The 25,253-nt window shown below is 71.6% G+C and carries 25 protein-coding genes and 1 pseudogene; 18 read left to right on the forward strand and 8 right to left on the reverse strand.

Annotated features, from left to right (window positions below):
• Positions 1-711: 711 nt before the first annotated feature.
• Together ACZ7KX_RS08980 and hutH are read left to right on the forward strand one after the other, a co-directional pair.
• Complete coding sequence (locus ACZ7KX_RS08980) at positions 712-1,062, forward strand: hypothetical protein (RefSeq protein WP_470325899.1); 351 nt, start codon at positions 712-714, stop codon at positions 1,060-1,062.
• Between the two features lie 206 nt (positions 1,063-1,268).
• Positions 1,269-2,846 (forward strand): histidine ammonia-lyase, encoded by a 1,578-nt coding sequence (gene hutH, locus ACZ7KX_RS08985; RefSeq protein ID WP_470325900.1) that lies wholly within the window; start codon positions 1,269-1,271, stop codon positions 2,844-2,846.
• Positions 2,847-2,874: 28 nt separating this feature from the next.
• Here hutH and ACZ7KX_RS08990 read toward each other — a convergent pair whose 3' ends face one another.
• The gene (locus tag ACZ7KX_RS08990) at positions 2,875-3,297 is read right to left on the reverse strand and encodes a hypothetical protein (protein ID WP_350520039.1); all 423 of its coding nucleotides are present in this window, start codon (positions 3,295-3,297) and stop codon (positions 2,875-2,877) included.
• Between the two features lie 262 nt (positions 3,298-3,559).
• On the opposite strand from ACZ7KX_RS08990, the gene ACZ7KX_RS08995 reads away from it, so the two are divergent.
• Positions 3,560-4,429 carry a MurR/RpiR family transcriptional regulator gene (locus ACZ7KX_RS08995; RefSeq protein ID WP_396551830.1) on the forward strand — a complete coding sequence of 290 codons (870 nt, stop codon included), beginning with the start codon at positions 3,560-3,562 and terminating at the stop codon, positions 4,427-4,429.
• 89 nt (positions 4,430-4,518) lie between these two features.
• Entirely contained in the window at positions 4,519-4,839 is a 321-nt protein-coding gene (locus ACZ7KX_RS09000) for a hypothetical protein (RefSeq protein ID WP_350520041.1), read from the forward strand.
• 1 nt (position 4,840) lies between these two features.
• Here ACZ7KX_RS09000 and ACZ7KX_RS09005 read toward each other — a convergent pair whose 3' ends face one another.
• Positions 4,841-5,413, reverse strand: coding sequence for a Uma2 family endonuclease (locus ACZ7KX_RS09005; RefSeq protein ID WP_470325901.1), 573 nt, complete (start codon positions 5,411-5,413; stop codon positions 4,841-4,843).
• A gap of 182 nt (positions 5,414-5,595) precedes the next feature.
• On the opposite strand from ACZ7KX_RS09005, the gene hutU reads away from it, so the two are divergent.
• From hutU to hutI, 4 genes are all read left to right on the forward strand, one after another.
• Positions 5,596-7,266 (forward strand): urocanate hydratase, encoded by a 1,671-nt coding sequence (gene hutU / locus ACZ7KX_RS09010; protein WP_470325902.1) that lies wholly within the window; start codon positions 5,596-5,598, stop codon positions 7,264-7,266.
• A gap of 20 nt (positions 7,267-7,286) precedes the next feature.
• The gene (locus tag ACZ7KX_RS09015) at positions 7,287-8,468 is read left to right on the forward strand and encodes an allantoate amidohydrolase (RefSeq protein WP_470325930.1); all 1,182 of its coding nucleotides are present in this window, start codon (positions 7,287-7,289) and stop codon (positions 8,466-8,468) included.
• A complete protein-coding gene (locus tag ACZ7KX_RS09020) occupies positions 8,465-9,817 on the forward strand; it encodes a formimidoylglutamate deiminase (protein WP_402803236.1) in 1,353 nt (450 codons plus the stop codon). The genes ACZ7KX_RS09015 and ACZ7KX_RS09020 overlap by 4 nt, the downstream gene beginning before the upstream one ends.
• Positions 9,818-9,891: 74 nt before the next feature.
• Positions 9,892-11,067 carry an imidazolonepropionase gene (gene hutI / locus ACZ7KX_RS09025; protein WP_470325903.1) on the forward strand — a complete coding sequence of 392 codons (1,176 nt, stop codon included), beginning with the start codon at positions 9,892-9,894 and terminating at the stop codon, positions 11,065-11,067.
• A gap of 300 nt (positions 11,068-11,367) precedes the next feature.
• Here hutI and ACZ7KX_RS09030 read toward each other — a convergent pair whose 3' ends face one another.
• Positions 11,368-12,888 carry a peptide MFS transporter gene (locus tag ACZ7KX_RS09030; RefSeq protein WP_470325904.1) on the reverse strand — a complete coding sequence of 507 codons (1,521 nt, stop codon included), beginning with the start codon at positions 12,886-12,888 and terminating at the stop codon, positions 11,368-11,370.
• 329 nt (positions 12,889-13,217) lie between these two features.
• Between ACZ7KX_RS09030 and ACZ7KX_RS09035 the strand changes: the two genes are divergently transcribed.
• A complete protein-coding gene (locus ACZ7KX_RS09035; RefSeq protein WP_030058577.1) occupies positions 13,218-13,892 on the forward strand; it encodes a response regulator transcription factor in 675 nt (224 codons plus the stop codon).
• Positions 13,893-13,955: 63 nt separating this feature from the next.
• Entirely contained in the window at positions 13,956-15,203 is a 1,248-nt protein-coding gene (locus tag ACZ7KX_RS09040; protein WP_470325905.1) for an ATP-binding protein, read from the forward strand.
• Positions 15,204-15,251: 48 nt separating this feature from the next.
• Here the strand turns inward: ACZ7KX_RS09040 and ACZ7KX_RS09045 are convergent, their stop codons facing one another.
• Together ACZ7KX_RS09045 and ACZ7KX_RS09050 are read right to left on the reverse strand one after the other, a co-directional pair.
• Positions 15,252-15,947 carry an ester cyclase gene (locus ACZ7KX_RS09045; RefSeq protein WP_470325906.1) on the reverse strand — a complete coding sequence of 232 codons (696 nt, stop codon included), beginning with the start codon at positions 15,945-15,947 and terminating at the stop codon, positions 15,252-15,254.
• Between the two features lie 162 nt (positions 15,948-16,109).
• Positions 16,110-16,670, reverse strand: coding sequence for a GtrA family protein (locus ACZ7KX_RS09050; RefSeq protein ID WP_350520048.1), 561 nt, complete (start codon positions 16,668-16,670; stop codon positions 16,110-16,112).
• A gap of 258 nt (positions 16,671-16,928) precedes the next feature.
• On the opposite strand from ACZ7KX_RS09050, the gene ACZ7KX_RS09055 reads away from it, so the two are divergent.
• The 7 genes from ACZ7KX_RS09055 (at position 16,929) to ACZ7KX_RS09085 (ending at position 22,547) form a co-directional block, all read left to right on the forward strand.
• Positions 16,929-18,068 carry a 5-(carboxyamino)imidazole ribonucleotide synthase gene (locus tag ACZ7KX_RS09055; RefSeq protein WP_470325907.1) on the forward strand — a complete coding sequence of 380 codons (1,140 nt, stop codon included), beginning with the start codon at positions 16,929-16,931 and terminating at the stop codon, positions 18,066-18,068.
• Positions 18,065-18,589 carry a 5-(carboxyamino)imidazole ribonucleotide mutase gene (purE, locus tag ACZ7KX_RS09060; RefSeq protein ID WP_470325908.1) on the forward strand — a complete coding sequence of 175 codons (525 nt, stop codon included), beginning with the start codon at positions 18,065-18,067 and terminating at the stop codon, positions 18,587-18,589. Before ACZ7KX_RS09055 ends, purE begins: the two co-directional genes overlap by 4 nt.
• Positions 18,590-18,621: 32 nt before the next feature.
• On the forward strand, positions 18,622-19,836 hold the full coding sequence (locus tag ACZ7KX_RS09065) for a dipeptidase (protein ID WP_470325909.1): 1,215 nt from the start codon (positions 18,622-18,624) through the stop codon (positions 19,834-19,836).
• Between the two features lie 210 nt (positions 19,837-20,046).
• On the forward strand, positions 20,047-20,472 hold the full coding sequence (locus ACZ7KX_RS09070; RefSeq protein ID WP_470325910.1) for a CoA-binding protein: 426 nt from the start codon (positions 20,047-20,049) through the stop codon (positions 20,470-20,472).
• A gap of 280 nt (positions 20,473-20,752) precedes the next feature.
• Positions 20,753-21,082, forward strand: a complete 330-nt coding sequence (locus tag ACZ7KX_RS09075; RefSeq protein WP_470325911.1) for a hypothetical protein — start codon at positions 20,753-20,755, stop codon at positions 21,080-21,082.
• 2 nt (positions 21,083-21,084) lie between these two features.
• Positions 21,085-22,158 carry a putative T7SS-secreted protein gene (locus ACZ7KX_RS09080; RefSeq protein WP_470325912.1) on the forward strand — a complete coding sequence of 358 codons (1,074 nt, stop codon included), beginning with the start codon at positions 21,085-21,087 and terminating at the stop codon, positions 22,156-22,158.
• A gap of 20 nt (positions 22,159-22,178) precedes the next feature.
• Entirely contained in the window at positions 22,179-22,547 is a 369-nt protein-coding gene (locus ACZ7KX_RS09085) for a DUF6188 family protein (RefSeq protein ID WP_470325931.1), read from the forward strand.
• 93 nt (positions 22,548-22,640) lie between these two features.
• Here the strand turns inward: ACZ7KX_RS09085 and ACZ7KX_RS09090 are convergent.
• From ACZ7KX_RS09090 to ACZ7KX_RS09100, 3 genes and pseudogenes are all read right to left on the reverse strand, one after another.
• A pseudogene (locus tag ACZ7KX_RS09090) lies at positions 22,641-22,868 on the reverse strand (CoA-binding protein); the annotation flags it as partial.
• Between the two features lie 42 nt (positions 22,869-22,910).
• Positions 22,911-23,375, reverse strand: coding sequence for a hypothetical protein (locus ACZ7KX_RS09095; protein ID WP_470325913.1), 465 nt, complete (start codon positions 23,373-23,375; stop codon positions 22,911-22,913).
• Positions 23,376-23,521: 146 nt separating this feature from the next.
• Positions 23,522-24,859 (reverse strand): UDP-glucose dehydrogenase family protein, encoded by a 1,338-nt coding sequence (locus ACZ7KX_RS09100; RefSeq protein ID WP_470325914.1) that lies wholly within the window; start codon positions 24,857-24,859, stop codon positions 23,522-23,524.
• A gap of 256 nt (positions 24,860-25,115) precedes the next feature.
• Between ACZ7KX_RS09100 and ACZ7KX_RS09105 the strand changes: the two genes are divergently transcribed.
• Positions 25,116-25,253: acyl-CoA dehydrogenase family protein (locus ACZ7KX_RS09105; RefSeq protein ID WP_470325932.1), on the forward strand; the 138-nt coding region annotated here is incomplete at its 3' end.

Consider the following 25,253-nt stretch of genomic DNA (forward strand, 5'->3'; position numbering starts at 1 on the left):
GCCCACAGCGCAGACCCGGGCCAGCTGATCACCGCCGTCCTCGCCGCCCTCGACCAGGCCGCCGCGGCGCGGGCCGTCCACCCGGCCGACACCCTCGGCAAGCTCGTCGTGGTCGCCGAGACCTCGGCCCGGCTGCTGGACGCCGTCGGCTGGTGGGTCTCGTACGTCCCGCCCGGCTCCCACCTCATGCGCACCGCCCAGCACGCCGTCTACCGGATGACCAGCGGCCCCAGCAGCACCCGCGCCGAGACCCAGCGCGCCCAGATCGAGGCCCCCGACGCCGTCTTCGACCTGCGCCACTACCCGATGACCCGCCGCGCCGTCCGCGGCGGCGCCTTCGCCCTGCGGGCCGGCGCCGCCGGCAACGACCCGGCGGAGGAGGCCATGCTCGTCGTCTCCGGCTACCGCGGCATGGTCGCGGCCGGCGGCCAGAACGCGGCCGGCGGCTGGCTGGTCGAACTCTTCGCCGACGACGCCACCCTCCCCCTCGGCCAGGCCGCCTGCGCGATGCGCGCCCTGGCCGCCGTCGCCCTGGCCGGCGCGGCCTCGCCCCCGGTGGTGTGAGCGCGCGGACACCGGGTGGCTCCCGGGCGTGTTCCGGTTCGGTGACCGATGTGTCGCGGGTGGGTCGCGGTCGGGGGCCGGGGCTGTCACCGGGGGCGCGGCGGTGGGATGGTGGGTGGCCGGTCGAGCGGTAACGGGGGGCGTGGCGTGGGCAGACGGTTGGCGGGTGCGGCGGTGGCCGGGGTGCTGGTGCTCGGCGGCGGGGTGGCGGCGGCCGCTCCGGCGTCGGCGGTGCCGGTGGTGCGGACGACGGGGGCGGCGGGAGCGGCGCGTACGGCGCCGGAGCGGGTGCCGCAGGCGCGGGACGGGGCCGGGGCGCACCGGATCGCCCGGCTCGCCGGGTCCAAGTCGAAGTCGAAGACGAAGAAGAAGGTGAAGCGCGGCTTCTTCCACGGGTTCTTCCACGGCTTCCTCGGGTGGCTGACCACGGCCCTGCTGATCGCCCTGCTGGTGACGGTCCTGGTCGTCCTCTGGGTCAGGCGCTCGAACCGCCGCTAGCGGTCCGCGGTCCCAGCGCGCGTAGTGCGGCACCGGCCGGGCGGTCGACCTGATCGAGGCGGAACTCGGGTCGTAGGGGAGTGCCGGCGGGGGCGGCGGGGGCGACGGGGCTGCGGGGTGCGCTGTGGACGCCGAGGTCGGAGAATCCGAATGGCGAGCACCTGTTGTCATATCTTCATTCACCTGATGTGATGGTGTATATGGATATGCACAGTGCTGTGGCCCCCGACGCTCCGCTGGTCCTGGTCGGCAAGGCCGACGTCAGCGCCGAGGACGTTCTGGCCGTCGCCCGGGGCAACGCCCGGGTCGAGATCGGTCCCGACGCGCTCGCCGAGATGGCGGCCGCCCGTGCGCGGATCGACGCCCTCGCGGCCGAGCCGCGTCCCGTCTACGGCGTGTCGACCGGCTTCGGCGCGCTCGCCGTGCGGCACATCAGCCCCGAGCTGCGCGCCCAGCTGCAGCGGTCGCTGGTGCGCTCGCACGCCGCCGGCATGGGCCCGGCCGTCGAGCGCGAGGTGGTCCGCGCGCTGATGTTCCTGCGGATGAAGACGCTGGCCTCCGGCCGTACCGGGGTGCGTCCCCTGGTCGCGCAGACCATGGCCGCCCTGCTCAACGCCGGCATCACCCCGGTGGTCCGGGAGTTCGGCTCGCTCGGCTGCTCCGGTGACCTCGCGCCGCTGTCGCACTGCGCGCTGGTCCTGATGGGCGAGGGCACCGCCACCGGCCCGGACGGCGAGGAGAAGCCCGTCGCCGAGCTGCTCGCCGCCGCCGGCATCGAGCCGGTCGAGCTGCTGGAGAAGGAGGGACTGGCCCTCATCAACGGCACCGACGGCATGCTCGGCATGCTGGTCATGGCCATCTCCGACCTGCAGCGCCTGTTCACCACCGCCGACATCACCGCCGCCATGACCCTGGAGGCGCTGCTCGGCACCGACAAGGTGCTCGCCCCCGAGCTGCACGCCCCGATCCGCCCGCACCCGGGCCAGGCGCTCAGCGCCGCCAACATGCTGGCCGTCCTCAAGGACTCCGGCCTCACCGGCCACCACCAGGACGACGCACCGCGCGTCCAGGACGCGTACTCGATCCGCTGCGCCCCGCAGGTGGCCGGCGCCGGCCGCGACACCCTGGCGCACGCCCAGCTGGTCGCCTCCCGCGAGCTCGCCGCCTCGGTGGACAACCCGGTGGTGCTGCCGGACGGCCGGGTGGAGTCCAACGGCAACTTCCACGGTGCCCCGGTCGCGTACGTGCTGGACTTCCTCGCCATCGCCGCCGCCGACCTCGGCTCGATCTCCGAGCGCCGCACCGACCGGCTGCTCGACAAGGCCCGCTCGCACGGCCTGCCGGCCTTCCTGGCCGACGACCCGGGCGTGGACTCCGGCCTGATGATCGCCCAGTACACCCAGGCGGCGCTGGTCAGCGAGAACAAGCGGCTCGCCGTCCCGGCCTCGGTCGACTCGATCCCGTCCTCCGCGATGCAGGAGGACCACGTGTCGATGGGCTGGTCGGCCGCGCGCAAGCTGCGCCAGGCCGTCGACAACCTCGGCCGGATCCTCGCCGTCGAACTCACAGCCGCTGCCCGCGCGCTGGAGATCCGTCAGCAGGCCGACTCGGCCGGCCGGATCGCCCCGGCCTCCGCGGCCGCGCTGGCCGTCGCCCGGGAGGCGGGGGTCGGCGGCGCCGGCCGCGACCGCTTCCTCTCGCCGGACCTGGAGGCGGCCGCGGCGCTGGTCGCCTCCGGCGACCTGGTGCGCGCGGTCGAAGAGGTCACCGGCCCGCTGGCCTGACGCACCGCCGCCGCGGGGCGACCGGGGTTCAGTCCCAGTCGCTCCGCGGCCGACGGTCCTCACGGTTGCGGCGCTCGCCGAACGCGGCGGCGAAGTTGACCCCGACGATGCCCGCCCAGCAGACCAGCAGACCGGCGAAGCCGCCGTTCGTGGGGTTGCTGGCGATCGCGGTCAACGGGATGCCGAAGGCCATCGAGACCACCGCGAGCCCGCTGCCGGAGCGCTTGGTCCAGCCCTGGCGGCGGGACCGGTGGTGGCGGTCGCGGTACGGACCCGGCTCGTGGTCGTCCATCCGCTGGGCCACGGAGCGCTCGACCCGCGCGTCCAGGCGGGCGTCGAGGCGCTTCATGAAGGAGTCGACGAGCTCGTCCTCGTACTCCTTGCCGAGCTCCTTGCGGGCCTGCAGGGTGGCGTCGAGGTCGCGCCGCAGGTCGTCCTGGCGAGTGTCCATGGGATCCAGCCTGGCCCCGCGGTGACGCCCGGTCCATCCGTTCGCGGGGGGAATCCGGGCGGGCTCAGGGACAAATCAGGGTTACCCCGAGCCGGACCCGGCGACCGCCCGGGCCCGGCTCGGAAGTGTCCGGATACCGTTCGATCCGGTCCGATCCGCGGGACGTCTCACGTTGCGTCCCGCCGTACGAGACGTCTTTGCCAGGTGCGGCCCGCTGCTGCACAGTCGTCGTCCGAACCGCTCGCACCCGGAGGTACCGCTGATGACCGCCACCGACGAGACCGGCAGCGTCGGCCCCTCCGCCCGGCTGCTCCAGCTCTTCGAGGGCCACCGGCTGACGCCGACCCAGCGCCGGATCGCGCACTCCCTGGTGCGGCACGCCACCGAGGCGCCGTTCCTGTCCAGCGTCGAGGTCGCCGAACTCGCGGGCGTCAGCCAGCCCTCCGTCACCCGCTTCGCGGTCGCCCTCGGGTACGACGGCTACCCGGCACTGCGCAAGCAGCTGCGCGAACTCGGCGGGGGAGAGCCGGCCGCGCCGGAGACCCCGGACGACGCGGTGCGCAACGAGCACCAGCAGGCCGTGCTCGCCGAGATCGCGCACCTGCGCCACCTCGCCGAACTCCTCGCCGACCCGGAGCCGATCATCCGGGCCGCCCGGCTGCTCGCCGCCTCCCGTCCGCTGCCCGTGCTCGGCCTGCGGGCCGCCTCGGCGCAGGCCCGCGGCTTCGCCTACTTCGCCGCCAAGGTGCACCCGGACATCCGGCTCCTGGACGAGGGCGGCAGCATGCTCGCCGACCGCCTCGAACAGGCCGCCGCGGCCGGGGCCACCGCGCTGCTCTGCTTCGCGCTGCCGCGCTACCCGCGGGAGTTGATGGACGCCCTGGCGGTGGCCCGGGAGTGCGGGCTGACCGTGCTCACCGTCGCCGACAGCGCCTTCGCGCCGGTCGCCAAGCTCTCCGACCTGATGCTGCCGGCCGCCGTCGGCACCGGGCTGGTCTTCGACACCGCGTGTGCGCCGATGATGCTCGGCCGGGTGCTGCTGCAGGCCATGTGCGACGAACTCCCGGGCGCGGAAGCCCGGTTGGAGGCGATCGAGCAGTCGGCGGCGGCACGCGGGCTCTTCCTGGAATAGCCGCAGTCCGGAACGGACGCAGCCTGGAGCAGCGGCAGGGGAGTAGCCGTCACGAACCCGGGCATCCCCTCCTGCAGGGGGTGTCACCCATGCGCGTGATCCACGAGATGAAGTTCGTCGCCCGCCTGGCCTCGGGTGCCGACGAATGGTCCTGCCCCACCTGCGGGCGCCGAGTCACCCTGCGGCGCCTGCCCGAACCCGAACTGACCGTCCTCGACCCGGGCGACGAGTCCGCCGTCCACGTCGGCGTCATCGAACCCGACGCCCGCGCCGCGGCGGCCGCCGAGAAGTACGGCCTCGGCCCCGTCCAGAACATCCCCCGCCCCCCGTCCCCGCCCGCCCCGGACGCCGACGACCGCCGCTGGCTCGCCGAGATCGGCATCGACTGGGACGGCGACGCGGCGGCCTGACTCAGCTGCGGGGCGCGTAGAGCGGGAGGTCGGAGGTGTCCAGCTCGGCGGGCAGCGGCGCGGGCAGTGGGACGGGCTCGCCGTACTTGCCGTGCAGGACGCCCTGGTACGCGCCGTCGCGAGGGTGGGTGTAGAGCGTCCAGGTGCCGTCGCGGGGGTCGGTCGCGAGGAGGGCGGCCACGCCGGCGGTGGCATACCAATCGGTCTTGGTCGCGATGTCGCGTGCACGCTCCGAGCTGGAGATCACCTCCAGCGCGAAGACGACGTCATGCGGATCGGCGAGCCATTCGTCGTCGCGGCCCCAATCCTTCGGCAGGACCACCAGGTTCGGGGTTGCGTAGTCGTCCTCGTCGTCCGGCATGCAGATCGACGAGACCTCGTAGGCGCGGAGGTCTCCGGGGAGCTGCGGGATGAGCTGGTCGCGCAGCTCCTGCACCGTCCCCGCGTGCTTGCCGCGGGGGGTGGGGGACATCATCAGGGCTCCTCCGATGATCTGGACTCGAAGTCCGGTGCTCCGCTCGATCTCCTCCGCCGCATCCCGGAGTCTGCCGGGCCGCACGGTGATGGCCGTCATCGTGTTCTCCGCTCCCTGGTACTGGGCCGAGTGGCTGGTGTTCGCCGGGTTCAGGCTAGCGCGCCAAGTCAGCCGGTGCCGGGGCTGATCGGATTGTTCCGGGGTCTGGTCGAAACCCGCTTGTTTAGTTATATTCAGTCGAACCGAGCTTGAATGAATCCATCCGCAGGGAGGCCGGGACTATGGTGCAGCAGCAGGCGAGCGGGCCGCGCGAGGTGCGCGCGGCGCGTGGCACGGGGCTCACGACGCAGGGGTGGCAGCAGGAGGCCGCCCTGCGGATGCTGATGAACAACCTCGACCCCGAGGTGGCCGAGCACCCGTCGAAGCTGGTCGTGTACGGCGGCACCGGCAAGGCCGCGCGGGACTGGCGCTCCTTCGACGCCATGGTGAAGACGCTGCAGGGCCTGAAGCAGGACGAGACCATGCTGGTCCAGTCCGGCCGCCCGGTCGGCGTGATGCAGACCCACGAGTGGGCGCCGCGGGTGCTGATCGCCAACTCCAACCTGGTCGGCGACTGGGCCAACTGGGAGGAGTTCCGCCGGCTGGAGAGCCTCGGGCTCACCATGTACGGCCAGATGACCGCCGGCTCCTGGATCTACATCGGCACCCAGGGCATCCTCCAGGGCACCTACGAGACCTTCGCGGCCGTCGCCAACAAGCGGTTCAACGGCACGCTGGAGGGCACCATCACCCTCACCGCCGGCCTCGGCGGCATGGGTGGCGCCCAGCCGCTGGCCGTCACCATGAACGGCGGCGTGGCGATCTGCATCGACTGCGACCCGTCCCGCATCTCCCGCCGGATCGAGCACCGCTACCTGGACGTCGAGGCCAAGGACCTCAGCCACGCGCTGGAGCTGGCCACCGCCGCCCGCGACAAGAAGCAGCCGCTCTCCATCGGCCTGCTGGGCAACGCCGCCGAGCTCTTCCCGCAGCTGCTCGCGATGGACGCGCCGATCGACATCGTCACCGACCAGACCAGCGCCCACGACCCGCTGAGCTACCTGCCGGTCGGCGTCGACTTCGACGACATGGCGACCTACGCGGCCGAGAAGCCCGCCGAGTTCACCCAGCGCTCCCGCGAGTCGATGGCCAAGCACGTCGAGGCCATGGTCGGCTTCATGGACCGCGGCGCCGAGGTCTTCGACTACGGCAACTCGATCCGCGGCGAGGCCCAGCTGGCCGGCTACGACCGCGCCTTCGCCTTCCCCGGCTTCGTCCCCGCGTACATCCGCCCGCTGTTCTGCGAGGGCAAGGGCCCGTTCCGCTGGGCCGCGCTGTCCGGCGACCCGCAGGACATCCACAAGACCGACAAGGCCGTCCTCGACCTCTTCCCGGAGAACGAGTCGCTGCACCGCTGGATCAAGATGGCCCAGGAGAAGGTGCACTTCCAGGGCCTGCCCGCGCGCATCTGCTGGCTCGGCTACGGCGAGCGCGACAAGGCCGGCGAGCGCTTCAACGACATGGTCGCCTCGGGCGAGCTGTCCGCGCCGATCGTCATCGGCCGCGACCACCTGGACTGCGGCTCGGTCGCCTCCCCGTACCGGGAGACCGAGGCGATGCTGGACGGCTCGGACGCCATCGCCGACTGGCCGCTGCTCAACGCCATGGTCAACGTCGCCTCCGGCGCCTCCTGGGTCTCCATCCACCACGGCGGCGGCGTCGGCATCGGCCGCTCGATCCACGCCGGCCAGGTCACCGTCGCCGACGGCACCGCGCTGGCCGGGGAGAAGATCCGCCGGGTGCTCACCAACGACCCGGGCATGGGCGTCATCCGGCACGTGGACGCCGGCTACGACCGCGCCGACGAGGTCGCCGCCGAGCGTGGCGTGCGCGTCCCGATGGGTGAACTGTGACGGTCCCGTCCTTCGAGGAGATGTGGGCGGAGCTGCTCCCCGTGGGCCGCTCCGCCTCCACCGGCGGCTACCGCCGCTTCGCCTGGAACTCCGCCGACGCCGAGTGCCGCGCCTGGTTCGAGCAGCAGGCCCGCGACCGCGGTCTGGCGTACGAGCTGGACCGCAACGGCAACCAGTGGGCCTGGCTGGGCGATCCGCGGGCCGGCGGCGCCGTCGTCACCGGTTCGCACCTGGACTCCGTCCCGGACGGCGGCGCCTTCGACGGCCCGCTCGGGGTGGTCTCCTCCTTCGCCGCGCTGGACGAACTCCGCGCCCGGGGAACGGAGTTCACCCGGCCGCTGGCGATCGTCAACTTCGGTGACGAGGAGGGCGCCCGGTTCGGCGTGGCCTGCATCGGCTCCCGGCTGACCGCCGGCGTGCTCTCCCAGGAGGCCGCGTACGAGCTGCGCGACGCCGCCGGCGTCCGGCTGCCCGACGCGATGGAGAAGGCCGGCTACGACCCGACCGGGATCGGTGCGGACGACGACCGGCTGGCCCGGATCGGCGCCTTCGTCGAACTCCACGTCGAGCAGGGCCGCTACCTCGCCGAGGGGCAGCCGGTCGGGGTGGCCGGCGCGATCTGGCCGCACGGCCGCTGGCGGTTCGACTTCCACGGCGAGGCCAACCACGCCGGCACCACCCGGATCGAGGACCGCCGCGACCCGATGCTGACCTACGCCAACACCGTGCTCGCCGCCCGCAAGAAGGCGAAGCTGGCGGGCGCGCTGGCCACCTTCGGCAAGGTCGCGGTCGAGCCCAACGGCACCAACGCGATCGCCTCGCTGGTGCGCGGCTGGCTGGACTCCCGGGCGGCCGACGAGCGCACCCTCACCGCGCTGGTCGCCGAGATCGAGCAGGCCGCCGCCGAACGCGGCGAGCGCGACGGCGTCCGGGTCGAGCTGACCCGCGAGTCCTACACCCCGGTGGTGGACTTCGACGGGCCGCTGCGCGACCGGCTCGCCAAGCTGCTGGACGCCCCGGTGCTGCCCACCGGGGCGGGACACGACGCCGGGATCCTGGCGTCCGCGATCCCGACCGCCATGCTGTTCGTGCGCAACCCCAGCGGCGTCTCCCACTCCCCGGCCGAACACGCCGAGGTGGCCGACTGCCTGGCCGGGGTCACCGCCCTCGCCGACGTACTGGAGGACCTCGCGTGTCAGTGACCGCAGTGAGCTACTGGGCCCAGTACGCCTGGCTGCCGCACCCGAACGGGCCGGTGGTCGAGCGGGACGTGCTGATCGCCACCGGCCCCGACGGCCGGACCACCTCGGTGACGCCGGACAGCGGGCCCTGCCCGCCCGGCGCCGTCCGGCTCGAAGGGCTGCTGCTGCCCGGGCAGGCGAACGCCCACTCGCACGCCTTCCACCGGGCGCTGCGCGGGCACGTGCAGGTCGGCTCCGGCACCTTCTGGACCTGGCGCGACACCATGTACCGGTTCGCCGGCGCGCTCGACCCGGACGCCTACCTGGAGCTCGCCACCGCCGTCTACGCCGAGATGGCGCTGGCCGGGATCACCGCCGTCGGCGAGTTCCACTACCTGCACCACGCGCCCGGCGGAGCCCGCTACACCGACCCGAACGCGATGGGCGAGGCGCTGATCGAGGCCGCCGCCCGGGCCGGCATCCGGATCACCCTGCTGGACACCTGCTACCTGTCGGCCGGCTTCGGCGCCGAGCCCACCAAGCCGCAGCAGCGGTTCAGCGACGGCGACGCGCAGGCCTGGGCGGAGCGCGTGGACGCGCTCAAGCCCCGCGAGCACGCCCGGATCGGCGCCGCCATCCACTCGGTACGGGCCGTCCCGGCCGAGCAACTGGGCACCGTCGCGCACTGGGCGGCGATGCGCAAGGCGCCGCTGCACGTCCACCTGTCCGAGCAGACCGCCGAGAACGACGCCTGCCTGACCGCGCACGGCGTCACCCCGACCCGGCTGCTCGCCGACCACGGCGCGCTCGGCCCGCGCACCTCGGTCGTGCACGCCACCCACCTCACCGACGAGGACGTCAAGCTCCTCACCGACTCCTCCACGACCGTCTGCATGTGCCCCACCACCGAGCGGGACCTCGCGGACGGCATCGGCCCTGCCCGCCGGCTCGCCTCGGCGGGCTGCCCGATCACCCTGGGCAGCGACAGCCACGCGGTCATCGACCCGTTCGAGGAGGCCCGCGCGCTGGAGCTGGACGAGCGGCTGCGCACCCGGACCCGCGGCCACTGGACGGCCAACGCGCTGCTGCGGGCCGGCACCGAGGACGGCCACGCCTCGCTGGGCTGGCCGGAGGCCGGCCGGGTCGAGGCCGGGGCGCTCGCCGACTTCACGGTGATCGCGCTGGACTCGGTCCGCACCGCGGGCCCGCCGCCCCGGCTCGGCGCCGAGATCGCGGTCTTCGCCGCCTCGGCGGCGGACGTGCGACACGTGGTGGTCGGCGGCCGGCACGTCGTGCGGGACGGCGTGCACCAGCTGGTGGCCGACGTGCCCGGCGCGCTGCGGTCCGCCATCGGCGCGCTGGACTGCTGAACCCCCGTCGAACGCCCCGCCGAACCCCGCCCGCTGCTGGAACCCCAGTCCACCTCCCTCCGGAAGGCCTTGTCTTGAGCACCAGGACCACCTTGATCACGGGCATCGGCAGCCTGGTCACCAACGACCCCGGACAGGGCAGCGGGCCGCTCGGCCTGCTGACCGACGCGGCCGTGGTGCTGGACGGCGCCACCGTCGCCTGGGTCGGCCCGGCGGCACAGGCCCCGGCCGCGGACGAGCGCTTCGACGCCGAGGGCCGGGCCCTGCTGCCCGGCTTCGTCGACTCGCACGCCCACCTGGTGTTCGCCGGCGACCGCACCGCCGAGTTCAACGCCCGGATGTCCGGGCAGGCGTACACGGCGGGCGGGATCCGCACCACCGTGGCGGCCACCCGCGCCGCGAGCGACGCCGAACTGGAGGCCAACCTGGACCGGTTCGTCCGGGAGGCGCTGCGCCAGGGCACCACCACCATCGAGTGCAAGTCCGGTTACGGGCTGACGGTGGCGGACGAGGCCCGGGCACTGCGGATCGCCTCCCGGCACACCCCGGAGACCACCTACCTCGGTGCGCACGTGGTGGCGCCCGAGTACGCCGAGGACCCGGCCGGGTACGTCGACCTGGTCACCGGCGAGATGCTGGACGCCTGCGCCCCGCACGCCCGCTGGGTGGACGTGTTCTGCGAGAAGGGCGCCTTCGACGGCGACCAGGCGCGGGCGATCCTGACCGCCGGCATCGAGCGCGGCCTCACCCCCCGGGTCCACGCCAACCAGCTCTCGTACGGGCCCGGCGTGCAGCTCGCCGTCGAGCTGGGGGCCGCTTCGGCGGACCACTGCACCCACCTGACGGACGAGGACGTGGCGGCGCTGGCCGGCTCGGGGACGGTCGCGACCCTGCTGCCGGGGGCGGAGTTCTCCACCCGGGCCGAGTACCCGAGCGGGCGCCGGCTGCTGGACGCGGGGGCGGTGGTGGCGCTGTCCACCGACTGCAACCCGGGCTCCAGCTTCACGAGCTCGATGGCGTTCTGCATCGCGGTGGCGGTGCGGGAGATGGGGATGACGCCGGACGAGGCGGTCCGGGCGGCCACCGTGGGCGGCGCCCAGGCGCTGCGGCGCACCGACGTCGGCGTGGTCGCGCCCGGCGCCCGCGCCGACCTGCTGCTGCTCGACGCACCCTCGCACGTCCACCTGGCCTACCGGCCGGGCGTGCCGCTGACGGCCGCGGTCTGGCGAGCGGGCGTCCGCGAGGTCTGACCGACGGTCTGCGGGAGGCCCCCGCGCCCCCGGGGTGGCGGGCGCGGGGGCCTTTCGCCGTTCCCGGACCCCGCTGTTCCCGGGCCCCGCTGTTCCCGGACCCCGCCGTTCGCGGGGGCCCGTTCTTCTTCTTCGAGGTCTGTTCGCGGCCCGCTGTTCTCCGGGCCCCGCCGCCGTACCGCGCGCCGTGGGCCCGCCGCCGTACCGGGCGCCGTGCACCGCGGGGAAAAACGACCGGGGCCGCCGTGGATCTCAGGAATCCACGGCGGCCCCGGAAGCGGTGGGCCGGTCAGGCGAGCGTCAGTGGACGCCGCCCATGAGGGCCTGGACGCGCTTGCGGCCCATGAAGACCGCGACGCCGGCCAGGGCAGCGAGCGCTGCCTGCAGCGCGATGATCCCGGTGCCGTCCAGGTTGACGCCGGCCAGCGAGAGCAGGCTGGTGGTGCAGTCACCGGCGGTGACGGCGAGGAACCAGACACCCATCATCTGGGAGGCGTACTTCTGCGGCGCCATCTTGGTGGTGACCGAGAGGCCGACCGGGGAGAGGCACAGCTCACCGATGGTCTGGATCATGTAGATCGAGACGAGCCACATCGGGGAGACCTTGCCGTCGCCCGCCATGTTCATCGGGACGATGAAGATGAAGAACGAGGCGCCGATCAGGACCAGGCCCATCGCGAACTTCACGATGGTGTTGGGCTCCTTGTTCCGGCGGGACAGCCACAGCCACAGCCAGGCGAAGACCGGCGCGAGCGCCATCACGAACAGCGGGTTCAGCGACTGGTACCAGGTGGCCGAGAAGCCGAAGCCGAGCAGGGTGTCCGCGGTGTTCTTGTCGGCGAACAGGGAGAGGGTCGAGCCGCCCTGGTCGTAGATCATCCAGAAGATGGCGGCCGCGGCGAAGAACCAGATGTACGCGGACATCTTGGACTGCTCGCCGGCGCTCAGGTCCTTGTCGCGCTTTATGCGGGTCAGGACGACGACCGGGATGAGCAGACCGGCGATGGTCAGCGGCACCAGGGCCCAGTTCAGCGTGTAGACGCCCAGGGCGACGACGGCGCCGTAGAAGACGGCGATCGCGAGGACGGCCGCACCGGCCTTCACCAGCAGGCTCTTGCGCTCGGCGGGCATGAGCGGGTTGGGGACCAGGCTGCTCTTGGGGCTCAGGTGGCGGGTGCCCAGCAGGAACTGCAGCAGGCCGAGGCCCATGCCGACGGCGGCCAGCGCGAAGCCCAGGTGCCAGTTGTACTCCTTGCCGACCGTTCCGATGATGAACGGGGCGGCGAAGGCACCGAGGTTGATGCTCATGTAGAAGACGGTGAAGCCACCGTCGCGGCGCGGGTCCTCGGGGCCGTTGTACAGGTGGCCGACCATCGTGGAGATGTTGGCCTTCAGCAGCCCGGAGCCGAGCGCGACCAGGAGCAGGCCGGCGAAGAACGCCGCCTGGCCCGGGACGGCCAGCGCGAGGTGGCCGGCCATGATCACGAAACCGGCGACGGTGACGGTCTTGCGGGCACCCCAGACCCGGTCGCCGAACCAGCCGCCGGGGTAGGCCATGAGGTAGACCATGGAGACGTAGACGGAGTAGATCGCCGTCGCCATCGTCGCCTTCATGGCGAGGCCGCCGCCCTGGCTGCCGGCTGCCGCGTCGGCACCGCCGGAGACCAGGTAGTAGATGAGCAGGGCGCGCATGCCGTAGTAGGAGAAGCGCTCCCACATCTCGGTCATGAACAGCGTGGCGAGGCCTCGGGGGTGCCCGAGGAAGGTCTTGCCGCTGGGGGAGGTCGACGCGAGGTCGGCAACCCGGGTGGTAGACGCCATGTGTAGTGGTTCCTTGCCTGACAGCGTCCGCCTAGGGGGGTGGCGGCGGACGTGGACGAAACCACTCTACGTGGCGATATTTGGCTCTATCAGATGACAAAAGGCATGGATTAGGTATGCCGATGGCAAAGGGATCAACGGATCTTCCCGATCGATCCATGGTAGATGGGGTTCTCTCCCTTCGGATTCAAGATCGAGAAGGGGAATCTGCGCTGAACCGGCGGACTGCAACGCCCTGTTGAGATCACTTGAATGCTTGTATAACGATCACGCTCTGTGAACTACCTCACAGGGCGTCCGGGCATACCCCGGCGGACTACCATCACCACATGACCTGTGTGCTGCTCGCCGAGGACGATCCGGCGATCTCCGAACCGCTCGCCCGGGCCCTGCGACGCGAGGGCTATGAGGTGCTCGTCCGCGAGGACGGTCCGACCGCACTGGCCGCCGGCCTCACCGAGGAGGTCGACCTCGTCGTCCTCGACCTCGGGCTGCCCGAGATGGACGGCCTTGAGGTCTGCCGCCGACTGCGCGCCGACGGCAAGAGCTGCCCCGTCCTGGTGCTCACCGCCCGTGCCGACGAGGTGGACACCGTGGTCGGCCTGGACGCCGGCGCCGACGACTACGTCACCAAGCCCTTCCGCCTGGCCGAACTGCTGGCCCGCGTCCGGGCGCTGCTCCGGCGCGGCAACGTCGACCAGCTCACCACCGGCGCGCACGGGGTGAAGATCGACATCGAGTCGCACCGCGCCTGGCTCGGCGACGAGGAGCTCACCCTCTCCGCCAAGGAGTTCGAGCTGCTGCGCGTCCTGGTCCGGGACGCCGGCCGGGTGGTCACCCGCGAGGAGATCATGCGGCAGGTCTGGGACACCACCTGGTGGACCTCGACCAAGACCCTGGACATGCACATCTCCTGGCTCCGCAAGAAGCTCGGCGACGATGCGGCGAACCCCCGCTACATCGCCACCGTGCGCGGGGTGGGGTTCCGGTTCGAGAAGAATTAGCCCCGTACGGAGACCAGGACCGGGCCACGGCCGGTGAAGCGGAACACCTCGGGGAGCGGCAGCGTGAAACGCCGGATGATCAACTCGCTGCTGGGCGTCGTCCTGGTGGTGGTCGTGGTGTTCTGCGTGCCACTCGCCCTGGTGGAGAAGCGCACCATCGTCAACTCGGCCCAGGACCGGGTCGACGCCGCCGCCGTCCGGGTGCTCGCCCTGGTCGAGAGCCGGATCGCGGCGGGCGAGTCGGTCACCAACGAGCGGGCCTTCGAGAGCCAGGTCACCGAGGGCAGCTACGTCGAGGTGCAGGTCCCCGGCCAGCCGGTCCTCTCGGCCGGTCAGCGCCCGGCCGGCGACCACCTGCTGAAGGCCGTCGAGCGCGGCAACAGCGGCGAGACCGTCACCGTCGAGCAGTCCCGCGCGGACGTCGACCACGAGATCGCCAACAACCTGCTGCTGCTCGGCGTGGTCGCCCTGCTGGCCGTCCAGGCCGCCGTGGCGCTCGCGGTCTGGCAGGCCAAGCGGCTCGCCCGGCCGCTCACCGACCTCGCCGAGACCGCCGAACGGCTCGGCTCCGGTGACCCGCGCCCGCGCGACCGCCGCTACGGGGTGCCCGAACTCGACCGGGTCGCCGAGGTGCTGGACACCAGCGCCGAGCGGATCGCCCGGATGCTCACCGCCGAGCGCCGGCTCGCCGCCGACGCCTCGCACCAGCTGCGCACCCCGCTCACCGCGCTCTCCATGCGGCTGGAGGAGATCATCGCCCTCGCCGAGGACCCGGAGACGGTCAAGGAGGAGGCGACGATCGCCCTCCAGCAGGTCGAGCGGCTCACCGACGTCGTCCAGCGGCTGCTCACCACCCAGCGCGACCCGCGCAGCCCCACCGCCGTCGCCTTCGACCTGGACGAGGTCATCAAGCAGCAGGTGGAGGAGTGGGGGCCGTCGCTCCGCGAGACCGGCCGGGTGCTGTCCCTGGAGGGCCTGCACGGGGTCACCGCCGTCGGCACCCCGGGGACGGTCGCCCAGGTGCTGGCCACCCTGATCGAGAACTCGCTGATGCACGGTGCCGGGACGATCACCCTGCGGGTCCGGCCGTCCGGCACCTCGGTGGTGGTCGAGGTGCAGGACCAGGGCGCCGGGGTGCCGCCGGACCTCGGCAACCGGGTGTTCGAGCGCGCGGTCAGCGGCCGCAACTCCACCGGCATCGGCCTCGCCGTCGCCCGCGACCTCGCGGAGGCGGACGGCGGGCGGCTCGAACTGCTCTCGCTGAAGCCCCCGGTGTTCGCGCTCTTCCTCGGGCGCAGCCACGAGGACTGACGGGCCACGGGCCCGTCCTCCGGCCCGTGCCGACGGGCCCCGACGGGGTCAGGCGCCGGGGAGCACGCCGAGCTGGCGCATCAGGCCCATCACGTCCCACTGCCACCAGCCCTCGCAGATCTTCCCGTCCTTGAAGCGGAAGGTGGTCGTGCCGCGGCCGACCACCGACTTGCCGGTGTTCGGCACGCCCATGAAGTCGGCCTTCTGGGTGGCGTGCCAGGTCCACCGGGTGGCCACCTCGTCGCCCTCGGCGATCTGGCCCTCGGTGTCGAAGCGGAAGTCGAAGGCGCCCAGGTAGCCGCTGCAGCGCTCCCGGAACGCGGCCGGGCCGACGGCGTCGCTCTCGCTGCCGTAGTCGTGGTCGCGGTAGTCGGCGGTCATGCACTCGTCGATGACGTCGAGGTTGCCGCGGGACAGCTCCTCCAGGACCCGGCTCGCGGTGGCCTTGTCGAACCCGAGATCACGGGCCACGTCGAGGTCGGTGAAGGTCGGCGGCATGTCGCAGAGCGCCACCATCTCGCGGAAGATCCGGTCGGTCTCGGGCAGACGGGAGTTCTTCATCGCCTCGTCGTAGGAGGGGAACTCCACGATCTCCACCACGTGCTTGGTGTCGGCACGGTCGGTGCCCACCACCGCGTGCGAGGCGGTCCGCTTGCCCCTGGTCGCCTCGACCCAGGTGTCCATCAGCCGGTTGAGGTCGTCGAGCCTGTCGGTCTTGCAGTCGATGATCTGGACGAACGTCATGGCGAGCCTCCTGGACCCCCTCGGCCGTGATCGTCCGCCGACCGCGCTCGCCTTCGGTAACCACTCTCCTCCGGCGGCGACGGGGGCGGCAAGCCCGGGAAACGGCAGCCCCGGCGGCCGGTTCGGCCTGCCGGGGCTGCGGTGGTACGCGGGGGAGGGGGGCTACTCGGCCTTCGCGTAGCGGATCTGCTCGGTGGCCAGCATCAGCTCGGCCTGGGCGGCGAGGTCCTGGCCGTCGGCGGCGCCCACCGGCTGCTGGGCCGGCAGCTCGACCGGCGCCGGGTCGGCCTTGAACACCCAGGTCCGGTACGAGACGAAGCGGAACACGGTGGCCACCGCGAGGCCGATCACCTTGGCGCCCAGCTGCTCGTAGTGCGAGTCCAGCTTCAGCACGTACACCGAGAAGCCGAGCACGCCGGTCTCGATCAGCATGCCGATGCCGCTGTAGACGAGGAAGAGGGTGATCTCCCGCTTGCGGGAGGCGGCGTCGCGGTCCCGGTACAGCCAGTAGCGGTAGCCCAGGTAGTTGGTCGCGATCGCGATCACCGTCGCCGCGATGTTCGACCGCACCGAGGCCAGGCCCAGGCCGTTGATGCAGACCCAGAAGACGGCGAAGTTGACCACCACGCCGCTCAGGCCGACGATGCCGAACTTCACGACTTCGCCCTGGAGCCCGCGCAGTTTCTGCGCGAGCGAGGAGTTCGAAGCTGCGGTCGTCGCCATACCGGACTGCCTCCATGTGCCTGCGGGTCGAAAGGGCTGATCGCAGCGGCGCGGCCGCCCCTTGAGCCCTGCGTGCACGCACATGATCGGACCGCGTAGACCAGGACCTGGCCGTCCAGGCTACCCGCTTCCACCGGACGGCTCAGACGTGAGGGGGCCGACTTGACATCTACGCGCGTCCGCTCCCCGAGGCCCACCGGCGGCTCCACCACCCCCCACCGGCCCGGATATCCTGGCGGGGTGACTTCCCCGGGCAATGTGAATTTTCCAGTGGTGGGCATGATCGGCGGTGGGCAGCTGGCCCGCATGGCACACCAGGCGGGCATCCCGCTCGGGGTCAGGTTCAAACTCCTCGCCGACACGCCCCAGGACTCCGCCGCACAGGTGGTCTCCGACGTCGTCCTCGGTGACTACCGCGACCTCGACACCCTGCGTCGCTTCGCCGCCGGCTGCGACGTGGTCACCTTCGACCACGAGCACGTCCCCACCGAGCACCTGCGGGCCCTGGAGGCCGACGGCATCGCCGTCCGCCCCGGCCCGGAGGCGCTCGTCAACGCCCAGGACAAGGGCGTGATGCGGGCCAAGCTGGACTCCATCGGGGTGCCCTGCCCCCGGCACCGGATCGTCGCCGACCCCGCCGACGTCACGGCCTTCGCGAACGAGGGCGACGGCTACCCCGTCGTCCTGAAGACCGTCCGCGGCGGCTACGACGGCAAGGGCGTCTGGGTCGTCGACGACGAGCAGGAGGCCCAGGCCCCGTTCCTGGCCGGCGTCCCCGTGCTGGCCGAGGAGAAGGTCGACTTCGTCCGCGAGCTGGCCGCCAGCGTCGTCCGCTCGCCCAGCGGCCAGGCCGTCGCCTACCCGGTCGTGGAGAGCGTCCAGGAGAACGGCGTCTGCGCCGAGGTCACCGCCCCGGCGCCCGACCTCGACCCGGCGCTGTCCGACGAGGCCCAGCAGCTCGCCCTGCGGATCGCCGGCGAGCTCGGCATCACCGGCCACCTCGCCGTCGAGCTGTTCCAGACCCGCGACGGCCGGATCCTGGTCAACGAGCTGGCCATGCGCCCGCACAACTCCGGGCACTGGACCCAGGACGGCGCCGTCACCTCGCAGTTCGAGAACCACCTGCGGGCCGTCCTCGACCTCCCGCTCGGCGACCCCCGGCCGCGCGCCAAGTGGACCGTCATGGTCAACGTCCTCGGCGGCGACTACCCGGACATGTACCACGCCTTCCTGCACTGCATGGCCCGCGACCCCGGGCTGCGGATCCACATGTACGGGAAGGACGTGAAGCCCGGCCGCAAGGTCGGTCACGTCAACGTCTTCGGGGACGACCTCGAAGACGTCCGCGAGCGCGCCCGCCACGCGGCCGCCTACCTGCGAGGAACGATCACCGAATGACCTCTCCAGTCGTTGGCATCGTCATGGGCTCGGACTCCGACTGGCCGGTCATGGAGGCCGCCGCCCAGGCCCTGGACGAGTTCGAGATCCCGTACGAGGTGGACGTCGTCTCCGCCCACCGGATGCCGCGCGAGATGGTCGCGTACGGCGAGAACGCCCACGAGCGCGGACTCAAGGCGATCATCGCGGGCGCCGGCGGCGCGGCCCACCTGCCGGGCATGCTGGCCTCCGTCACCCCGCTGCCGGTCATCGGCGTGCCGGTGCCGCTGCGCTACCTGGACGGCATGGACAGCCTGCTGTCGATCGTCCAGATGCCCGCCGGTGTCCCGGTGGCGACCGTCTCGGTGGCCGGAGCGCGCAACGCGGGCCTGCTCGCGGTGCGGATGCTCGCCGCCTTCGACGCCGAACTCGCCGAGAAGATGACCGACTTCCAGGCCGAGCTGAACAGCCAGGCCACCGAGAAGGGCAAGAAGCTCCGGGCCAAGGTGGCCGGTTCCGGCTCCTTCGGCTTCGGCAAGTAATCCCGCTGGTGGGGTGGGGTAGAACAGGCCGTATGACTTCTCCGACGGACTCCCCCGCCCCGCTGGACCGCGCCCGCGCCCTGCTGCGCACCGCCCCCGTGGTGGACGGCCACAACGACCTCCCGTGGGCGATGCGCGAGCAGGCCGGGTACGACCTCGGCGCGCTCGACCTCGCCGCCGACCAGAGCGACCGCCTGCACACCGACCTCGCCCGCCTCGCGGAGGGCGGGGTCGGCGCGCAGTTCTGGTCCGTCTACGTCCCCGCCTCGCTGGCCGGCGACCACGCGGTGAGCGCCACCCTGGAGCAGGTCGACTTCGTCCACGCCCTGGTCGAGCGCTACCCCGACCGGCTCCGCCTCGCCCGCACCGCCGCCGACATTGAGGCCGCCCGCGCGGAGGGCCGGATCGCCTCCCTGATGGGCGCCGAGGGCGGCCACTCCATCGACTGCTCGCTCGCCACCCTGCGCGCCCTGTACGAGCTGGGCGTGCGCTACCTGACGCTCACCCACAACGACAACGTGCCGTGGGCCGACTCCGCGACCGACGAGCCGGTCGCCGGCGGGCTGACCCGCTTCGGCGAGGAGGTCGTCCGGGAGATGAACCGGCTCGGCATGCTGGTCGACCTCTCGCACGTCTCCGCCGACACCATGCGGGACGCCCTGCGGGTCACCGAGGCGCCGGTGGTCTTCTCGCACTCGTCCGCCCGCGCGGTCTGCGACCACCCGCGCAACATCCCGGACGACGTGCTCGCCCAGCTGCCCGCCAACGGCGGCGTGGCGATGGCCACCTTCGTGCCCAAGTTCATCCTGCCCGCCGCCATCGAGTGGACCCTCGCCGCCGACGCGAACATGAGCGCCCACGGCTTCCACCCGCTGGACACCACCCCGCCGGCCATGGAGCGCCAGCGCGCCTTCGAGGCCGAGCACCCGCGCCCGATCGCCACCCCCGCCACCGTCGCCGACCACCTCGACCACATGCGCGAGGTCGCCGGCATCGACCACGTCGGCATCGGCGGCGACTTCGACGGTACCGCCTTCCTGCCGGACGGCCTGGACTCGGTGGCCGGCTACCCCAACCTGGTCGCCGAACTCCTGCGCCGGCACTGGTCGGAGGCCGACCTGGCCAAGCTCACCTGGCACAACGCCGTCCGCGTGCTGCGCGACGCCGAATCGGTCGCCGCCACGCTGCGCACCACCCGCCGCCCCTCCATCGCCACCATCGACCGGCTGGACGGCGGGAACGCCTGAACCGCTGAACTCCTGGCCCAGCAGCGGTGCTTGCTGTGACGGTTGCCGGGTCCGCTCGTTGGGCTGTTCACGGGTGGGGGCGTATCCGAGGTCGATGCTTGTCCCCGGTCGGATGGGCTGACCAGCGCGGATCCCCGCCGGGAATGGCCGGGGGAGCGGTGGCGCTGGGGTGAGGTGAGTTCTTCGCACCCGGTTACGAGGAGGCAGGGCATGTACGGCGACCCGGAGACGGTCCGGAAGATCCTCACCGAGTCCGGGGACACCTGGGCTGTCGTGGGCCTCTCGTCCAACCAGCGACGAGCGGCGTACGGCGTCGCCGAGGTGCTCCAGCGCTTCGGCAAGCGGATCGTGCCGGTGCACCCGAAGGCCGAGACCGTGCACGGCGAGAAGGGTTATGCCTCCCTCGCGGACATCCCCTTCGAGGTCGACGTCGTGGACGTCTTCGTCCGCTCCGACCTCGCCGGCGAGGTCGCGGACGAGGCGGCCGCCATCGGCGCCAAGGCCGTCTGGTTCCAGCTCGGCGTGATCGACGAGGCCGCGTACGAGCGGACGCGGGCCGTAGGGATCTCGATGGTGATGGACAAGTGCCCCGCCATCGAGATCCCGCGGCTCGGCCTGGCCGGCCGCTTCAGTTAGATCTTGCGAGATCTGGATGGCTTGCCAGTTGTGCTCCGACTGGCACGCCACCTGATCTGTATCAGGAGCACTTCGATGCCGAAGCCCGTGGTCAGGGCCGAGCTGAGGTGCCCGGCGTGGGCGTTCGGGTACTGGAGGTACCGCTCGAATCGGCGCCAGCCGGTGCAAGCCCTCAGATCGAAGTCGGCACACTGTTGCCAAACCCGTACGCAGAGTGCTTGTGGGGTGGATGAGCCGATGATTTGATAAGTGTGATGGTTTGCTTGGCCGGAACACGGGGGTGGAGATGGCTGACGGGTATCGGGTCGACCTTCATGCGCTGCGCGAGGCAGCCGCAGGTGTGAATGGCACGATCAACAAGGCCGCCGAGCAGCGTGTGAGCGATATCCCGCATGATGAGTCGGCGATTGGCAATCACGAACTGGCCGGGACGCTTGGCGACTTCCTCAGCCGATGGCAGCGCGGTGTCGACAATCTTGCGAAGGATGGTCGGGAGATCGCGACAAGGTTGGCGGCCAGCGTGAAAGCCTATCACCAGGCGGAGCAGGCGGCGCACGGTCAACTCAACGGAATCCTGCAGCAAGGCGGGACTGATCCGGGGGTCAAGTAGCCGTGGCAGATCTCGGGCAAACCAACGATCCGAAGGCGCTGATACCCGGGGACAGTGGGTCGATAGGACACACCGAATCGGCACTCCGGGAATACGGCGACTTTCTTCACCTCGCCGGTGAGGGCCTCAGTCGCATCAATACCAGCGACGGGTGGAGCGGCGATGCCGCCGACGCCTTCCATAAGATATTCCACGGCCAGCCAGGGAAATGGCTTCAGGCCGGCGACGCGTTCCATAATGCCGCTCAGGCGCTGGGCAACTACGCGTCCACTCTGGATTGGGCGCAGGGCGAGGCAACTGACGCCGTAAGGTTATGGAGCGCCGGCGAAGCAAACCAGCAGGACGCTCGCGACAAGCTGGCGAATGCTCGAAGCCAACTTGCCGGGGCGGCCGGTACCGCCGCTGTCATCATAGGCAAGGCGCGTGACCTGGCTCCCCCGAAGCCGGGGTTCTGGTCACAGCTGGGCGATGACATCGGTGACTTCTTCTCCGATGCCGGGAGTTTTGCCAAGGATTTCGGTGAGACGGCGCTGAGCGACCTGGCCTCGGTCGGCAACGCGATGGTGCACGATCCGGGGTCGGTTGCCGAGATGGCCGGCGGCCTTGCGCTGGCCACTCTCGGCACCGGTGGCGAGGTGCTCGGCGTCGCATTGGATGCCACCGGGGTTGGTGCCGTCATTGGTGTGCCCACGAACGTGGTTTCGGCGGGAGCCATCGCAACTGGTGTCGGCTTGATGAGTATGGGCGCGTCGAACATCGCCGAGGACGCGGCCGGGCCGGACCGCGTCAACATGAACTCCGACAGCGGCGGTGGCAGCGGTGACGGCGGCGGGGTTCCGCGATCCTACAAGTCAAACGAGGGTGCCATCGGCCAGGAGCTGGGCTATTCTCGGAAAGACATCAAGCTTGCAATTCACGCAGTAAAAAACAAGCCAGGATGGCGTGGTATCGGTGGTAATAGGAACCCGGACGTCGTCGTAGATACGAGTACCGGGGAAGTCTATCCGAAGCTTCCTGACGGAAGCCCGGCCGATGATAGCATCGGGAATGTCTTTGACTACCTGCCAGAGGAATAGCGACGCACATGTCGAATGAAATGAGTGAACTCGCCGATCGGTGGATCCTCCCGCTGCGGGGCCATCGTGTGGTGGATATCGCCTGGGGCGATGAGCTTCGTTTCGTGCTTGAGCCATCCGGTGAGGTCATCGTTGGTTGCGGTGCCCTGTGGACGGAAGGCCCGGTAACGGCTCCAGGTGCCCGCCCCGCCGCGCTCGACCAGTGTGAAAAGGGGAAGATTCATCTGGCCACGGGTGCAAGCATCCTGTCGGCTGTCGGCTTCAAGAGCGGTGCGCTGCGTGTGGTGTTCAGTAACGGATGGCATCTGAACGTGAAGTCCGAAGGGCCGTTCGTTCCCGCGTCGGTGAAGTCCGGTGGCACCGTCATCTGGGAGCGCCCGCGGCCCTGAGGCGGCCTGAATCCGGGGAGGCGGGCACGTGACGGCCCGTCGGTTCAGTCGGCGGGCCGTTTGGCTTCGTGGGTTGGTGACAGGCGGGCTGGTCACCAGTTCCACCGGGAACGGGATCTCGGCGAGCGAGGCGTAGCCCTGCTCGCCGAGGACGGTCTCGGCCTTCGGGTGTACCGGGACGATCCGCTTGCCGTATTTCTGGACCCGGGCCACGCCGTGGGCGGCCCTGGCCGTGTTGGTGGAGAGGCCGGCCACGGCCCGGGTGTCTCCGGTGTCGGTGAGGATCTCGCGGACCGTCGCGTCGTCGCCGTAGCTCGTCATGCCCCTACCAGCGACGGTCGGGGTGCGGGATTCCGGCCCGGCTCAGGTGTCGAAGGCGCGGAGCTTGACGTGTGCGGTGCCGTCGGCCTCGTAGGTGGCGTCCAGGTGGACGAACATGGCCTGCCCGTCGGGGCGGGAGGCGTCGGCGTTCCCGAAGCTCAGGCCGGAGGCGTTGTCGGTGCTGGGCCGGACCCGCGGGAAGGCGGCGGTCAGCCGCTGGGCCAGTTCGTCCCGGGGCATCCTGAACTCCACGGTGTAGCCGCGGTCCTGCCAGCCCCCGTCGTCCGTGCAGACGGCCCCGGTGGCCTGGGCGGGCATCGAGCCGCCCGCGAACTCCATCGCCTCCGAGCAGCCGACCGCGTGGGGCTTGCCGCCCTCGGTCATCAGGAGTGCGCAGAAGCCGAGGAAGGCGAGCGGCGCGAGCAGGACGACCCCCAGGAAGGCGAGCGACAGCCCGGTGGCCCACCTGTGCCGTCCGGCGTGCCGGTCGACGCGTTCAGCGTGCATGAAGAACCCCCCGGTCTCCCCGTACCGGCGCGACCGCCGGTGCACCCCGGATCCTCGCACAGGACTTGAACGCGTTCAAATCATTGGTTCGGGGTAAACGGAAGCGCCCGCCCCCCGGGTCGGGGGACGGGCGCCGGAAACGCGGATCAGCTGGGGCGGCCCAGGGCCCGGTAGGTCCAGCCGGCGGCGCGCCAAGCCTCGGCGTCCAGGACGTTGCGGCCGTCGAGGAGGCGGCGCTCGGCGACCACCGCGCCCAGCTCGGCCGGGTCCAGCTCGCGGAACTCGGCCCACTCGGTGAGGTGGAGGACGACGTGGGCGCCCTCGGCGGCCTCCAGGGCGGAGTCGGCGTACGCGAGCGAGGGGAACATCTTGCGGGCGTTGTCCACGGCCTTCGGGTCGTAGACGGTGACCTGGGCGCCCTGGAGCTGGATCTGGGCGGCCACGTTCAGGGCGGGGGAGTCCCGGATGTCGTCCGAGTTGGGCTTGAAGGCCGCACCGAGGACGGCGACCCGGCGGCCCAGGAAGCCGCCGCCGCACTGCTCGCGGGCCAGCTCGACCATCCGGGAGCGGCGCCGCATGTTGATCGAGTCGACCTCGCGCAGGAAGGTCAGCGCCTGGTCGGCGCCGAGCTCGCCGGCCCGGGCCATGAACGCGCGGATGTCCTTGGGCAGGCAGCCGCCGCCGAAGCCGAGGCCGGAGTTGAGGAACTTGCGGCCGATCCGCTCGTCGTGGCCGAGTGCCGTGGAGAGCAGGGTGACGTCCGCACCGGCCGCCTCGCAGACCTCGGCCATCGCGTTGATGAAGGAGATCTTGGTGGCCAGGAAGGAGTTGGCGGCGGCCTTGACCAGCTCGGCGGTCGCGTAGTCGGTGACCAGGAACGGCACCCCGGCCGCGATCGGCTCGGCGTACACCTCGCGCAGCAGCCGCTCGGCCCGCTCGCTCTGGGCGCCGACCACGATGCGGTCCGGCCGCAGGGTGTCCTGGACGGCGAAGCCCTCGCGCAGGAACTCCGGGTTCCAGGAGAGCTCGGCGTCCTCGCCGACCGGTGCCAGCGCGGCCAGCCGCTCGGCCAGCCGGGCCGCCGAGCCGACCGGGACGGTGGACTTGCCGACCACCAGCGCGGGGCGGGTCAGGTGCGGCGCCAGCTCGTCGATCACGGTGTCCACGTACGACATGTCGGCGGCGAACTCGCCCTTGCGCTGCGGGGTGTTGACGCAGACGAAGTGCACGTCGGCGAACTCGGCGACCTCCTCGACGGAGGTCGTGAAGCGCAGTCGCCCGGTCGAACCCTCGTGCCCGGCCACGTGCTTGAGCAGCAGCTCGGACAGGCCCGGCTCGTACATCGGGACGCGGCCGGCGGTGAGCATGGCGATCTTGTCCGGGTCGATGTCCAGACCCAGCACCTCGAAGCCGAACTCGGCCATGGCGGCGGCATGCGTGGCGCCGAGGTAGCCGGTGCCGATCACGGAGATGCGGAGGGTCACGGGTTCTCCCTGGAGGCGGACTCGACCGGTCAGGATGCGGATCCGACCGGTACGGATGCCCCTGATGCTATCCGTCCGGTCCGGGCGTGCAGGGGCCGCCCGCACGCCCGCGGCGCTAGGCAGCCGCAGGTCGGAGCCCTAGGATCTCTACTGAACGGTAGTTAACCCCGGATTCGACGTCGATCGGACCGGATCGAGCGGACCGGATCCGACTTCGGTCACTGGACTTCGGTCACTGGACGACGAGGCAGGCATCATGGCGGGCAGCGCAGGGGCGGCTGACTTCGATCTCTTCCGCATCTCCGAGGAGCACGAGATGCTCCGTGAGGCGGTGCGTTCGCTGGCTGAGGCGAAGATCGCTCCGTTCGCGGCGGAGGTGGACGAGCAGGGGCGG

It is taken from the genome of Kitasatospora sp. NPDC038210, assembly GCF_055600605.1.